9 protein-coding genes are annotated in these 15334 nt (G+C 37.6%); 4 read left to right on the top strand and 5 right to left on the bottom strand.

Annotation, left to right across the window (positions count from 1 at the left end; genetic code table 11):
• Positions 1-28: 28 nt before the first annotated feature.
• Positions 29-640 carry a hypothetical protein gene (locus tag HX004_RS05440; protein WP_286441321.1) on the top strand — a complete coding sequence of 204 codons (612 nt, stop codon included), beginning with the start codon at positions 29-31 and terminating at the stop codon, positions 638-640.
• A gap of 27 nt (positions 641-667) precedes the next feature.
• Here the strand turns inward: HX004_RS05440 and HX004_RS05445 are convergent, their stop codons facing one another.
• From HX004_RS05445 to HX004_RS05455, 3 genes are read right to left on the bottom strand one after another with little or no spacing between them, the layout of a single operon-like run.
• Positions 668-1366, bottom strand: coding sequence for a porin family protein (locus HX004_RS05445; protein WP_286441322.1), 699 nt, complete (start codon positions 1364-1366; stop codon positions 668-670).
• Positions 1367-1383: 17 nt separating this feature from the next.
• Complete coding sequence (locus HX004_RS05450) at positions 1384-2592, bottom strand: DUF3078 domain-containing protein (RefSeq protein ID WP_286441323.1); 1209 nt, start codon at positions 2590-2592, stop codon at positions 1384-1386.
• Positions 2585-4351: a 1-deoxy-D-xylulose-5-phosphate synthase gene (locus tag HX004_RS05455; RefSeq protein WP_286441324.1), complete on the bottom strand. Its 1767-nt coding sequence runs from the start codon at positions 4349-4351 to the stop codon at positions 2585-2587. The genes HX004_RS05450 and HX004_RS05455 overlap by 8 nt, the downstream gene beginning before the upstream one ends.
• Before the next feature lie 273 nt (positions 4352-4624).
• Between HX004_RS05455 and HX004_RS05460 the strand changes: the two genes are divergently transcribed.
• From HX004_RS05460 to pbpC, 3 genes are read left to right on the top strand one after another with little or no spacing between them, the layout of a single operon-like run.
• Positions 4625-5062, top strand: coding sequence for a nucleoside deaminase (locus HX004_RS05460; RefSeq protein ID WP_286441325.1), 438 nt, complete (start codon positions 4625-4627; stop codon positions 5060-5062).
• A 16-nt stretch (positions 5063-5078) separates the two neighbouring features.
• Complete coding sequence (locus HX004_RS05465) at positions 5079-10577, top strand: alpha-2-macroglobulin family protein (protein ID WP_286441326.1); 5499 nt, start codon at positions 5079-5081, stop codon at positions 10575-10577.
• A gap of 53 nt (positions 10578-10630) precedes the next feature.
• A complete protein-coding gene (pbpC, locus tag HX004_RS05470) occupies positions 10631-13003 on the top strand; it encodes a penicillin-binding protein 1C (RefSeq protein WP_286441370.1) in 2373 nt (790 codons plus the stop codon).
• A 37-nt stretch (positions 13004-13040) separates the two neighbouring features.
• Here pbpC and HX004_RS05475 read toward each other — a convergent pair whose 3' ends face one another.
• Positions 13041-14597: an Rne/Rng family ribonuclease gene (locus tag HX004_RS05475; RefSeq protein ID WP_286441327.1), complete on the bottom strand. Its 1557-nt coding sequence runs from the start codon at positions 14595-14597 to the stop codon at positions 13041-13043.
• A 323-nt stretch (positions 14598-14920) separates the two neighbouring features.
• Positions 14921-15217: an HU family DNA-binding protein gene (locus tag HX004_RS05480; protein WP_002989807.1), complete on the bottom strand. Its 297-nt coding sequence runs from the start codon at positions 15215-15217 to the stop codon at positions 14921-14923.
• Positions 15218-15334: the final 117 nt, after the last annotated feature.

Below are 15334 nucleotides of genomic sequence, written 5' to 3' on the forward strand. Positions count from 1 at the left end.
CCATTCCCTAACCCTGAAGTAGGCCATCATGAAAAAATTAGCACAAATCGTTTCCTATCTTTTTCATCCTATTCTAGTGCCTTTACAAACGGTTGGGTTGTATTTTCTTATTCAATACTATTATTTTACTCCACTAGAATTATCCATCATTCTCAGTCAAGTGGCTATTGTCACCTTCTTTATTCCAATATCCATCTACTATTTGATGCGTTCGTTGCGCATTCTACAATCTAGTGTGATGGTTAACGAAACCAAAGAGCGTATCTTTCCTTTTGCCATTAATATTTTATTACTGTATACGCTGAAATCACTGGTTTTATACAACAACAGTGCCTATGAGTTGAAAATTTATTTTTGGGGATTGATTGGCACCTATGTTCTTCTACTTGCAGGAGCTTTATTTAAACAGAAATACAGCGTTCATACGGCTCTATTACTTGCAGGATTGACCTTCTTTACCCTCTTGCTCTTTCATCAAGGAATCCCTTCCCTAATATTGCTTATTGTCTGTATTCTCATCACGGGAATAACAGCAAGTGCTCGCTTGTACTTAAGAGCTCATACTTCATACGAAGTATTCATAGGTGGATTGATCGGATTACTCCCACAAATAATCTGTTGGATTCTTTTAACCCAATAAAAAAAGAGCTTCTAAAGCTCTTCTTTTTTATAAAATATAAAAGATAACTCCGACTTTAAAAAGCCTAAGTTTTTCTGAATCACCTTGGATAGGAGCTTCTTTATAAATGGTATTCAAACCGTAATATGCATAGAAGTTCCACGTATTAAATCCAGCTCCTACATACATACCCAATAACCATTTGTTGATGTTATCATCTCCTCTTACAGTGGTAGAATAAGTATCCGTTGCTGTTTTAAGGCGACTTCCCAAAACATAACTCGCTTTAAACCCCACATACGTACGCCAAAATTTATGGCTTTCAGGAGTCGAACTTCTCCATCTCAATTCGATGGGTAAGTCTAACATATGTAAAGAAAGGCTATTTTTTTTATAGCTCGGTAATGAAGTATAACTCCCATCTTCTGCTAGCCCAAAATTATTGCGCAAATTTTGATAGGAAAACCCAAAACCAGGAGCAATGGCTATGGTTCGACTTTTATTAATTGGAAAATCCCTTAAAAAACCAACATCCATTCCCAAAGAGACTGAATTTCCAGTAAATCCTCCTGGTTTTCCTTGCATCAACGTATGAGATAAACCAAAGTAGAATTGATCTTCACGGTATTTATAATCTAGCGCTACACTATCCTTTTTACTGGTCAATTCATCAATCCCTTCTAGTTCTTGAGCAAAAGAAAAGGAAGACACAAAGCAACAAAAGACAAGTAAAAAGACTTTTTTCATAGCACTAATTTATAAAATTAAAAGGAATAAACGAGACCTACACCAAGTGTTTGTTTGAATTGAATTTTCGGTCCCTCCATCACTTGCACTCCATTGCGTTCTACTTTTGTCTTGACATTATCATCGTATATCAAGTTAATTCCGACATTGGCGCGTACAAAATCATTGACTTTCATGTCGAGTTTTAAATCCCACATGACATCGATATTTCCAAATTGATCAATATAATCACTATACAAGGTCAATTTTGTATCAATAAAAATATTAGTAAACACTTCTTTTTTCCATTCCGTACTCACCAATAAACCTATCTCAGCTTTAGAGCGTTTTCCGTGCTTCAAAATAGTTCCATCTGGAGCTTTGACTGCAGGATCTACACCAAAAGCTCCTTGATCTGCTAGACGTTGATCATTGACAAAAGTTGCTTTATACGTCAAAGGTGAAATATAATATTTAATCCCTGTTTTTGAATCCATGTATTCTCCCCCGACCCCGACAAATAGATAAGCAGGCGCTAACCATCTTGAAACAGGATCATCCGTATTGGGGTAATTAAATCCGTCTGTAAATTGGGTTCTAAAGTTTAATTTAGAAACATAGTACCAATCAGATGCGACAGAAGATTTATATCCAAATGTTGAGTTGAGTTCTAAAACATCATCCGTTTTGCGCAATTCTCGATCAGACTGTTTATTAACACCATAGCGTATATTTAAGACATTATCCCAAATCAAACGCCCTTTGATATACTTTCTGCTAAAATCTCCTTTTAACAAGCCTGAAATAGAATTATCTCCCCCAGCACTCCAATTGACAAAAGCAATTTGATTAAAATCCAATCCTACTCTATTTTTCTTTTCCCAATACCCAATTATTTCGTTGTTTACTGGAATGGCAGATAGTTGAATCTGAGGATTGAACTTGGTTTTAATTTGACTGTATTTCGGTTTGCTTCGCTCCACGAAAACTTCGGGTTTAAAAAAAGCTAAATCCTCTCTACTCCCTAAGTTCATATAACTCATTAGCAAGTCCTCTTCTGCATAATTTTTAGGAGGCAAGAAATTCATCAAGGGATTAAAGGGATTCTCTTGCACCTTAACGGTATCTTGAGTTACCTGTGTATTAGGTTGAGGATTTACTGTAGCAGTTTGTCCTTCTTGCGCCAATACATTAATTCCACATAAACATAATACAGTAAAAAAAGCAATCTTTCCTAACTTATTCAAAACTTTCACGAATTAATTTAACAATTGAATCTGAGTCTATTCCACAAATTTGTTGTTGTTCTCTTACGGTTGCGTGCTCAATAAATTCATCTGGAACACCTAAATTTTGAACGGGAATACCTGGATAATTCGCTGCTACAAATTGAGCAATCAAACTTCCAAATCCTCCTTTAATTGTACCATCTTCAATAGTTACAAGGCGTTCATATGTTTGACAAATGCGGTGCAATTCATCCTCATTTAATGGTTTTACAAACGCAAAATGATAATGCGACCAATCATCAGTCTCACATTTTTTAAAGGCTTCTATGACATTATTGCCAATAACTCCCGTAGAAATCATCGCAAATTTATTGCCTTTTCTTAATTTTTTAGTTATTGATACGTTAACTTTTTCAAACTCCTCTCTCCAGTCCCCTTGTTTTACCCCTTTTCCTCTAGGATAACGAATGGCCCAAGGTGTGTCAATTCCCAGCTGAACCGTATACAGTAGATTGCGCAATTCGACTTCATCTAGAGGAGCTGCGATCACCATATTGGGTATACAATTTAAGTAAGCCAAATCGAAAACGCCTTGATGAGTTGCTCCATCCTCCCCTACCAATCCTGCTCGATCCAAACAAAAAACAACAGGTAACTTTTGTAATGCTACATCGTGAATCAACTGATCATAAGCGCGTTGCAAAAAAGTAGAATAAATCGCACAATACGGGATTAACCCCTGAGTAGCCATCCCCGCAGCTAGCGTTACGGCGTGTTGTTCGGCAATTCCCACATCGAATGCACGTTCAGGAAAAGTCTCCATCATATACTTCATGGAGCTTCCCGTAGGCATAGCAGGTGTGATTCCAACGATTAAAGAATTTTGCTCTGCCAATTCCACTAAAGTATGTCCAAACACATCTTGATACTTGGCAGGATATTCGCTTTCTTCTTTTCGGAGAAGTTCGCCCGTAGCACTGTCAAATTTACCTGGAGCATGATATTTTACTTGATTTTCCTCTGCTTGTTTCAAGCCTTTCCCCTTTGTTGTAATCACATGCAAGAACTTAGGTCCTTTGTGCATTTTCAACTTGGTTAATTCTTTGATTAACTGCTTTAAATCGTGACCATCAACAGGTCCACGATAATCAAAATGCAGAGACTTAATCATATTATTTCGCTTGTGATTGCGCCCTTCTTTAACTGCTGTTAAGTAGTCTTTCAATGCACCTACACTTGGATCAATGCCAATGGCGTTATCATTTAAAATCACCAACATATTTGCATCACTTACTCCTGCGTGATTTAATCCTTCAAAAGCCATTCCCGCAGCAATAGAGGCGTCGCCAATCACAGCGATATGTTGTTTGTCGTATTCTCCTTTTAATTTGGAAGCGATTGCCATTCCTAATACAGCCGAAATAGACGTTGATGAATGCCCCACACCAAAAGCATCGTAAACACTTTCAAAGCGATTGGGAAATCCACTAATTCCCTCTTTTTGTCTGTTGGTGTGAAATACCTCCTGACGTCCTGTGAGCAATTTATGCCCATAGGCTTGATGTCCTACATCCCAAACCAATAAATCATTAGGCGTATCAAAAACATAATGCAAAGCAATTGTCAATTCAACTACGCCCAAACTCGCACCTAAATGCCCTTCTTTAGTAGCCACTATATCGATGATAAAACGTCGAATTTCAACCGCTAGCTCTTCCAATTGAGCTATACTCATTTGTCTGATATCCGAAGGTTCTTTGATTTGTTCTAACAACATGGGAATGGATGTAAGATTAATAAAGAACAAAATTACAACTTTGTTTTTGGTTTTTTGACTTTTGGGAAGTTGCTTTTTTGGTTGTTGTTGTTCTCTGGGAGCTTTGTCGGTTATAATTGGCAAATTACCATTTGCCCCTACGTTCAATTTACGCTACGCTCCGATTTCTTCTTTCCTCTTTCCTCTTTCCAATTCCCCAGAACTAGTGATTTTTTAACATTCTCAAAAAGCGAAAACCTTTTTCACTTAACTTTGCGTTAAATAAAAGAGTCCATGGATATTTTTACAGACGAATATTTTATGCGTATCGCATTGAGTGAAGCCCAAATTGCCTTTGAAAAAGGAGAAATTCCCGTTGGAGCCATTGTTGTTTCCAACAATCAAATCATTGCCAAATGTCATAATCTCACTGAATTATTACACGATGTCACCGCACATGCAGAATTGCAAGCAGTTTCCTCTGCCGCAAATTATTTAGACGCTAAATATCTGAAATCATGCACTTTATTTGTAACTTTAGAACCTTGCCAAATGTGTGCAGGTGCACTCTATTGGAGTCAAGTGTCTCGTGTGGTTTGGGGGGCAAGTGATGAAAAAAGAGGTTTTCAAACCATGGGAGGCCAACTTCACCCTAAAACAACAATTACAACTGGTGTTTTAGCTGATGAATGTGCAACCCTTATGCGTTCATTTTTTGAAAAAAGAAGATAAAACTATAAAAAAAGCTATGAAGAAAAGAATTGTACTAACCCTCGTTTGCTTGTTATTAGCCTTCCTACAGGCTTGTAAAAAAGACGCTACTCAGGATTTCCCTTTATCGGATCCCAAAGATTTTAGCGAATACATCACCGCTTTTACTACGGGAATGATTTCCTCTAAAACACCGATTGATATTGCCTTGACAAAAAACTGGGGCGAATGGAAAGATCAGCAAGAAGTGGATGCTAAATTATTTACTATTTCACCTGCTGTAAAAGGTAAATTACATTATTTAGCGAATCAAACTTTGCGCTTTGAACCAGCAGAACGCTTAAAGCAAGATCAAAAATACTACATCACTTTTCACCTGGGAAAGCTAACGACTGTAGAAGAAAACCAACAAGCCTTTTCCTTTTTAGTTCACACCGTACCTCAGCAATTTACAGCTGAATTTGCCGATTTACAATCGACCGATAAAGATACCTATATTCTAAACGGGATCATCAAATCTAGTGATTGGATTAGTACTGCGAACATCAAAAAAATAGCAAGTGCTCAACAAGGAAAACAAGCCATTGAGCTTTCTTTTCAAACCAATGACGCTCAAGAGGCAAAAGAATTTCCTTTTAGTATTCGCGGCATTAAGCGCCAAAAAGAAAGCAGTGAATTGACCTTAACCATGGACGCGAAAGCTATCCAATTGGTGCAAAAAACAACATTAAACTTTGATGTACCAGCGAAAGATGTATTTCAAGTTCATCAAGTACTCACTACAATTGGAGACAACCACGCCTTTGCGATTAACTTTTCCAATCCCATCAAAAAGAATCAAAACTTAGAAGGATTAATCCGCTTACAAGGTTTAGAGAGTTTACCGCTCACTTTCCTAATTGAAGGAAATCTCATCAAAGTATATAGTGAAAAAGCATTACCAGAAGAAGTAACCTTGAGTGTGCAAGAGGGAATCAGCGATAGCTATGGCAATAAATTAAGTACTATTTATACGGAAAACATCACGTTTGCCATTCCTAAGCCGGAAGTACAATTGCTACAAAATGGTACCATACTCCCTTCTTCCGAAAATTTAAAAATCAATTTTAAAGCCACTTCTTTAAAAGCTGTAGATGTTAAGGTTTACAAAGTATTCCAAAACAATATTTTACAATTCTTACAATCCAACAATTTAGACGGTTCATATTCGCTTTATACCGTTGCAGCTCCGATTGCTAAAACGACCATCGAATTAACCAATCCCGATCCAAAAGCACTTATGCGTTGGAACGCTTATGCATTGGATTTATCCACTTTAATCAAACCTGATCCAGGTGCGATTTACCATGTAAAGTTTTCTTTCAAAAAAGCCTATGCAATCAATTGCTCAACAGAAGGAGAGGAAGAAGAAATTGAAATGGAAGAAGAAGAATTATCTCCTGAAGATGATGAATACGAATATTACTATCGTTATTATCCATGGGAAGAAAAAGAAGATCCTTGTTCAGACGCCTACTATTACTACATGCAAATGCCTTCAACGAATGTATTGGCAAGTGATTTAGCCCTTATTGTAAAAGGTGGAAATGACAATGTCTATACTGCTATTGTTACCAATATTTTGACAACAGCCCCTGTAAGTGGAGCTACCGTAGAATTCTATAGCTATCAGCAACAGTTATTAGCGTCTGCGAAGACAGATAACGACGGTATAGCCAAGGTGAATTTAGGTAAGAACAAAGCGTATTTTGCCATTGCCAAACAAGACAACAATACTACTTATATCAAAATCGATCAAGCCAATGCCTTATCTGTGAGTAACTATGACGTAGATGGTACAACACTACAAAAGGGGATGAATGGTTATATTTATACGGAACGTGGGGTTTGGCGTCCGGGAGATGACATCCATATTGGTTTTATCTTGGATGACATGGCCAATCCACTACCTGAAAACCATCCGATTAAACTGACATTATCAGATCCATTTGGAAAGGTAACTGAACAAGTGGTACAGAAGAAAAATGTAGCCAATCACTATGCCTTTAAGATTAAAACGGATACAGAAGCCCCAACTGGAAACTGGGAAGCTGTTATTCAAGTAGGAGGAGCGAAATTTTACAAACGCATCAAAATTGAAACCATTAAGCCCAATCGCTTAAAGATTAAAAACAATGCAGAAGGAAAAGTAATTACTTCAGATTATTACAACAAGCAGATTGATTATAACGTAGAATGGTTACAAGGTAGTACCGCTAAAAATTTAAGAGCGGAAGTACAAATCAAATTACTTCCAGAACAAACGACCTTTAAAACCTATCCAAACTATCGTTTCAACAATAGTTTGTCTTCTTATGCAACGGAAGATATCAATGTATATTCAGGCAGAACAAGTGAAAGTGGAAACTTCTCTTTTGCTTTAAACCTTAAGAATACAGTAGAAAACTCAGCCATGTTAAAAGCTATTTTAACGACAAAGGTATATGAGAATGGCGGGGATGTATCTACTGATGTGTCCACATTGACCTATTCACCTTATGCTAGTTACGTAGGTATTAAAGCTCCTGAGGCAAATAAATATGGCTATTACGAAACAGATAAACCATTAGATTTTTCTATTGTCACAGTGGATAGTGATGGAAAAGCATTAGGACAAAATGTACGCGTAGATGTCTATCGAAAAAAAGGATATTGGTGGTGGAGCTCGAATGAATACGGAGTTTCGAACTACAATGCTTCAGACTATTACAGTTTATACAGTTCAGATGAAATCAGTACTTCGTCAAAAGGAGGTACGAAATACGAATTAAAAATTCCAGAACAAGATTGGGGAAATTACGAAGTCGTATTAACCAACTTAAACAGTGGACATATTGCCTCCCAACAAGTATATGTGGATTGGCCTTATTGGTCAGCCAAAACCAAACACAAAGAGGGCAAAGATGCAATTGCACTTTCTATTGCTACGGATAAAAAAGAATATACTGTAGATGAAAAAATAAAACTTTCTTTCCCTTCCAGTGAAGGAGGACGAGCTTTAGTTTCAGTTGAAAGTGGCAGTAGTGTATTATCTACCCATTGGGTACAGACCAAACAAGGAGAAACGACCTTTGAATTACCAGCAACAGCAGCCATGGCTCCTAATGCGTATATTAATATTACCCTTATTCAGCCCCATGCTTATACGATAAACAACGCTCCGATTCGCTTATATGGTATTGCACCAATCAGTGTATACAATAAAAAGACCAAATTAGAGCCTGAAATTATCATGCCAGACAAATTGCGTCCAGAAGAAAAATTCACCCTCAAAGTGAAGGAAAAAAATGGGCACAAAATGACGTATACTGTAGCGATTGTTGAAGATGGTCTGTTAGATTTAACGCGTTTCAAAACTCCAACACCTTGGCAAAATTTCTATAGCAAAGCAGCTTTAGGCGTGCGCACTTGGGATGTTTTTGATTATATCATTGGGGCATATGGAGGAACCATCAACCAAGTATTTAGTATTGGTGGAGACGAGGATTTAGGCGCTGGACAAGTAAAAAAAGCCAATCGCTTCAAACCCGTTGTTATTTTCTCTGGTCCACATACCTTAGAAAAAGGCAAAACAGCTTCACATGAAATTAAGTTGCCAAAATACATCGGTTCGGTTCGAACGATGATTGTCGCTTCCAATACCGAAAATAGAGCGTATGGAAATACAGACAAAACGGTAAAAGTGAATAATCCGTTGATGATCTTAGGGTCTTTACCCAGAAGAGCTGTTCCAGGAGAAAAGATTACGCTTCCTGTAACTGTATTTGCAATGGAAAACCACGTGAAAAACGTACAGATTTCCGTTAAGACAGATGACAAATTTAAAATTAGTGGTTCTTCAACTCAACAACTAACATTCAGTGAACCGGATGAAAAAATCGCCTATTTTGAATTAGAAGTTTCTAATAAAACTGGTATTTCTAAAATTGAAATTGAAGCAACTTCAGGCAAAGAAAAAGCGACCTATAGCATTGAGTTGGATGTATTAAATCCAAACCCTGTAACGACGCGCACGCAAATCGTGAGTATTGATCCACAAAGTGAAGAAAACTTAGATTGGAATCCATTTGGAATTGCGGGAAGTAACAAAGCGACATTAGAACTTTCGGCATTCCCGAATATCAACCTAACATCTCGTTTGAATTACTTAATCACCTTCCCTCATGGATGTACTGAACAAATCACTTCGGGTGTATTTCCACAGCTGTATTTAGCGGATTTAATCACCTTAGACGACAGCAAAAAACAAAGTATCCAGCGCAATGTAAACGAGGGTATTCAACGTTTAGCTCAACGTCAATTCTCTGATGGTGGATTTGCCTATTGGCCAGGGAATAGCTATGCGGATGATTGGGCAACCTCTTATGTAGGTCACTTCTATCTTGAAGCAGAGAAAAAAGGATATGTCTTACCAGTGAACAGTAAATCGAATTGGATTTCGTATCAACAAAAAATGGCACGTCAATGGAAATCCAACACCCGCTACAACACTGATTTCGCACAAGCCTACCGTTTATATACATTAGCTTTAGCAGGACAACCCGACCTAGCTTCCATGAATCGATTAAGAGAAACGCAAGGTATCTCAACCAATACAAAATTCCGTTTAGCTGCAGCTTATGCACTAGCGGGACAAAAAGAGGCCGCTCAAAAGTTAATTGCCAATCTATCGTTAGATGAGATTGCGGGCTATTCCTACTATGGTTCGTATGAGAGAAACTTAGCCATGGCCTTAGAAACGATGATACACAGCAATGGCAACAAGCTGAAAACACATGAATATGCCATTGAATTAGCAAATAAATTGGGATCTTCTCAATGGATGAGCACACAAACAACGGCATATGCCTTAAATGCGATTGCAAGCTATGTCAATGTACACAAGCCAAGTGATGGAATAAACACAGTATATACCTATAACGGACAACCCGCTACGGTAAACACAACCAAAGCCATGGTTCATGCGGAATTGAAAAATATCAAATCGAGTAATACCTTAGCGGTACAGAATAAGAGCAATGCAGTGGTTTATGCGCGTTTAACTTCAAGTGGTATTTTACCTGTTGGACAAGAGCAAGCCGATCAAAGTAATTTAGCCATTCGAACAACGTACCGAGCGACGAATGGTTTAGCAATTAATCCGTCGAGCTTACAACAAGGAACGGAGTTCATTTGTGATATTACCATTTCCAATACGAGCAATCGCAGTATTGAAAACGTCGCTCTAACTCATATTGTACCTTCGGGATGGGAGATTGTCAATTTGCGTTATACAGATGCAGGAGGAACGGAAAATCAAGTAGATTATACTGATATACGCGACGATCGTTCTCTCTTCTACTTTACTCTACAAGCCAATAGTAGCAAAGTGCTAAAAGTAACGTTGAATGCATCGTATTTAGGTAACTACTACCTACCAGGAGTGCAAGCCAATGCAATGTATGACAATGCCTACCGCTGTCGAACAATCGGTCAATGGGTAGAAGTAATTAAATAGTGAAACAATAAATCAATATAAATACAGGGATGAATATCCCTGTATTGCTTTATATGAAATTCAAACCCAATTTAAAATGGAAGACTTGGAGCACCAAAAAAAAGGTGCTTACTATTCTCGTAGGTATCGCTTTGATTGCCTATTATTTTTGTTTACCGCGAACGTTATTTGACGCTTCGTATTCCACCGTTATTGAAAGCAAGGACCATCAACTACTAGCCGCTCAAATTGCCCCTGATGGGCAATGGAGATTTCCAGAGATGCAAACAGTACCCGATAAGTTCAAAACGTGCATTACACTATATGAAGATGAGTATTTCAACTACCATTGGGGATTTAATCCGATTTCAATGGGCAAAGCATTCTTCTCCAATTTAAAGGCGAGTAAAGTAAAACGAGGAGGTAGTACCTTAACTCAACAGACCATTCGCTTAGCTAGAGAAGGAAAGCAACGCACCTATTTTGAAAAAATCATCGAGCTGATTCAAGCCACTCGATTAGAATTCAAATACAGCAAACAATCTATTTTAAAACTATACGCCTCTCATGCTCCTTTTGGAGGAAATGTCGTTGGATTAGATGTAGCCGCTTGGCGTTATTTTGGGACTGCACCGGAACAACTCTCTTGGGCAGAAAGTGCAACTTTAGCAGTACTACCTAATGCGCCTCGTTTAATCTATCCTGGAAAAAATCAGGAAATCCTATTAAAAAAACGCAATGCTTTGTTGAAAAAACTATTGGAGGCTAATAAAATTGATCAGAATACCTATGAGTTGGCTTTGACTGAGCCCTTACCTCAAAAGCCACATGAATTGCCTCAAATGGCTCCTCATCTCTTACAGCAAATTGCCAAGAGCAATAAAGAAGAACGCTTAGTTACGACAATTGATTACCAAATACAACAACGTGCCAACGCTATTATTGCTAATTATTACTTACACTATAAGCAAGCTGAAGTATACAATATTGCAGCCTTAATTGTCGATGTAGAGAATAGAGATATTATCGCCTACATAGGCAACTCTCCTACGACATCAGCCCATCAAAAAGACGTGGATATCATCCAAGCCAATCGAAGTACGGGCAGTATTTTAAAGCCTTTCTTATATGCAGCTATGTTGGATGACGCCTCACTGCTACCCCATCAATTGGTCGCGGATATTCCCGTGGTAATTTCGGGCTATAAACCCACCAACTTTTCTAATAGTTATGAAGGAGGCACTACGGCAAATGAAGCTCTATCGCGTTCGTTGAATATTCCCTTTGTACTGATGTTACAACAATATGGGGTATATCGTTTTTACGATAACCTTCAACAGTTACAACTATCATCCATCAACAAATACCCCGATCACTACGGGTTATCTTTAATTTTAGGAGGAGCTGAAAGTAGTTTGTGGCAGTTGACAAGAGCTTATGCTGGAATGGTAGGCACTGTCAATCATTACAACCAAGAGCAAGCCTATCGCACCAAAGAGGTACAAGAATTAAATTGGAAGGCAGATTATATGCAATCCTATGGAGAAAGTTCCAAAGAAAAGACTATTTGGGGTGCAGGAGCCATTTACAATACATTTGAAGCCTTAACAAAAGTAAATAGACCCGAAGGAGATGAAGCATGGCAATATTACGACTCCGCGCTTAAAATTGCGTGGAAGACAGGAACAAGTTTTGGTGGACGAGATGCGTGGGCCATCGGCGTTAATAAAAAATACGTCGTTAGCGTATGGGTGGGAAATGCCACTGGAGAAGGACGTCCTTCAATTAGTGGAGTCCGCATGGCGGGGCCTATTCTTTTTGATTTATTCAAATTACTACCCAAACAAAAAGATATGGCGGCACCACTGAATGATTTAGAAGAAGTTGTTATTTGCACAAGCTCGGGTTATCTCGCAGGTCCGAATTGTGTACAAACAAAAACCGATCTCATTCCTTTTCGCGCAAAGAAGACAGTGCTATGTCCTTATCACAAACTCATTCACTTAGATGCTAGCTTGCAACATCAAGTCAACAGTCAATGTGAATCCGTTGATCAAATTAGGCCCACACCTTGGTTTATTTTACCGCCAACCATGGCTTATTTTTACAGAAAATCACATAGTGATTATCAGGATGTACCTCCATATAGAGCGGATTGTGGTCCACAAGACCAACTCAAAAAGATAGAGTTTATTTATCCCAAACACGGAGAACACATTTACCTGACAAAAAACTTTTACTCAGAACTACAGCCTTTTATTGCAAAAGCGAGTACAAGTAGCGCGAATAAAACTCTGTTTTGGTATTTAAACGAACAATATATTGATTCCACTCGACAATTTCACGAATTGGCTATACACGGTAAAATGGGCGTGAACTACCTTACGATTACAGACGAAGAAGGTTTTACCCAAACCATAGAGTTTTACCTTGAAAAACAGAACTAACAAAAAACCCAAAACGGATGCCGTTTTGGGTTTTTCGTTATTCTGATATTTCCTTTCCTTTATCATCAAAGAAATGGTATTCTAAATACGTGTAAGCGTCACGCGGTACAATTTTGACCCATTTCTTGAATTCCATCCACCACTTCATTCGCAATGATGGCAATCCTTTCGTAAGATAAGCTGCCACAAAAGGGTGTGTATTCAAGATTATTTTACAAGATGGATCTCTTGCAATAATATTTTCGATTCGAGCTCTAATCTTGTCAATAACTAAAATAGGTGCTTCAATCTCACCGTGTTCATTTGGATCTTCTTCTCTAGTTTCGATTGACACTTCTGGTCGAACGCGTTGTCTCGTAATTTGAATCAATCCGAATTTACTTGGTGGTAAAATTTTGTGTTTGGCTTTATCATCGCTCATCTCTTCTTTCAAGAAATCATACAGTGTTTTTCTATTCTCTGGATTCCCCATATCAATAAAATCGACCACTATAATCCCCCCCATATCTCTTAATCTCAACTGACGCGCTATTTCTGCTGCTGCAATTAGATTTACTTCAAGGGCAGTATCTTCTTGTGATTGTGCTTTGTTTGAACGATTACCGCTATTCACATCAATAACATGCAACGCCTCTGTATGTTCTATAATCAAATAAGCACCTTTGCTCATAGAAACGGTTTTACCAAAAGAGGTTTTTATTTGGCGTTCAATGCTGTATTTCTCAAAGATTGGAACTTCTCTCGATTGATAATGTTTGACAATCGACACCTTTGCAGGGGCAATTTCTTGCAAATAGTCCTTCGTTTGATAATACAAATCCTCATCATCTGTAATAATACCCGTAAAAGTATCATTAAACACATCGCGTAAAATTGAGGAAGCTTTATTAACTTCACCCAACACTTTCGAAGGATGATGTGCGGTTGTTAACTTTTTGCACATACTGTTCCACTTGGACATTAAGTTGCGTAAATCCTTATCGATTTCGCTTACCTTCATATCTTCGGCAACTGTGCGTACGATTACACCAAAACCTTTGGGTTTGATGGACTGTACCAATTTCTTCAGTCGGTCCTTTTCTTCTTTAGACTCAATTTTTTGTGAAATTGAGATACGATTCGAAAAAGGCACAAGTACGACATATCGACCTGCGATTGACAATTCAGAACTAATACGCGGTCCTTTCGTTGAAATAGGTTCTTTGACAATTTGAACAAGCAAAGACTGATTGGCACTCAATACATCCGTAATGGCACCATCTTTATCTATTTCATCTTCAAAAACAAAGTTTTCTAAGGCGAAATCTTTTAATTTACCTCCACTTACAAGTTTAGTGAACTTGAGTAGCGTTTTTAAGTTCGGCCCTAAGTCGTGATAATGCAAAAAAGCATCTTTTTCAAAACCTACGTGCACGAATGCGGCATTCAATCCTGGGACAGGTTTTCTAATTTTGGCGATAAATATATCCCCTACTTGAAAACCATTACCTTCATCAGCCTCACGCTCTCTATGCAGTTCAATTAGTTTTCCATCTTTTAATAAGGCAAAATCTACTGTATCAGAATTCGACCTAATAATTAGCTCTTTATTCACACTGTACATTTTTATCCATACTCATTCATTACACTGTTTTAGTTATTCTAAAGAATCCTTTCAAAACAAAATGAGTTTGTATAGATGGATTAAACATTATTTTAAAAACAAGTTGCACTTGTTTATTCCTTCTTCAACTTGATAAGATAGCTATCAATGAGCGTACTTTAAAATTTCTTAGAAAAGAAAAAAGTAGTATTAAACTACTTTTTCTTTTTGTGACGGTTAGCTCTCGCTCTTTTTTTACGCTTATGCGTTGCTACCTTATGTCTTTTTCTTTTTTTACCACTTGGCATAATGTGTGTAATTTAGAGATTAATAAATTATTTTACTTTTACTTCTGTGTTTGACTTTACACCTTCTACAAACACTTTAGCTGGTTTAAATGCAGGAATGTTGTGAGCCGGAATTCTAATTGTTGTGTTTTTAGAAATGTTTCTTCCAGTTTTCTCAGCTCTAGTTTTGATGATAAAACTTCCAAAACCTCTTAAATACACATTTTCACCTGTTTCTAACGACGCTTTTACTTCATCCATAAAAGATTCTACTGTCGCTTGAACGTCACCTTTCTCAAGCCCTAATTTCTCTGAAATTTTAGCTACAATGTCCGCTTTAGTCATTTTAGATATTAATTATATTTGTTGTTGTCCGTTTTTTTAGAGTGTGCAAATATATTAATTTATAATCCAATAATTCAATCTTAATCGATTAAAATTTAATTATATATCGTTTATTTT

The organism is Myroides sp. 1354, assembly GCF_030324495.1.
GTDB lineage: Bacteria > Bacteroidota > Bacteroidia > Flavobacteriales > Flavobacteriaceae > Flavobacterium.

What these genes read in the sequence shown, in the direction of transcription:
- HX004_RS05440 (WP_286441321.1), top strand. Translation starts at nt 29, where the DNA reads ATGAAAAAATTAGCACAAATCGTTTCCTATCTTTTTCATCCTATTCTA.
- pbpC (WP_286441370.1), top strand. Translation starts at nt 10,631, where the DNA reads ATGAAATTCAAACCCAATTTAAAATGGAAGACTTGGAGCACCAAAAAA.
- HX004_RS05455 (WP_286441324.1), bottom strand. Translation starts at nt 4,351, where the DNA reads ATGTTGTTAGAACAAATCAAAGAACCTTCGGATATCAGACAAATGAGT.
- HX004_RS05445 (WP_286441322.1), bottom strand. Translation starts at nt 1,366, where the DNA reads ATGAAAAAAGTCTTTTTACTTGTCTTTTGTTGCTTTGTGTCTTCCTTT.
- HX004_RS05480 (WP_002989807.1), bottom strand. Translation starts at nt 15,217, where the DNA reads ATGACTAAAGCGGACATTGTAGCTAAAATTTCAGAGAAATTAGGGCTT.
- HX004_RS05465 (WP_286441326.1), top strand. Translation starts at nt 5,079, where the DNA reads ATGAAGAAAAGAATTGTACTAACCCTCGTTTGCTTGTTATTAGCCTTC.
- HX004_RS05460 (WP_286441325.1), top strand. Translation starts at nt 4,625, where the DNA reads ATGGATATTTTTACAGACGAATATTTTATGCGTATCGCATTGAGTGAA.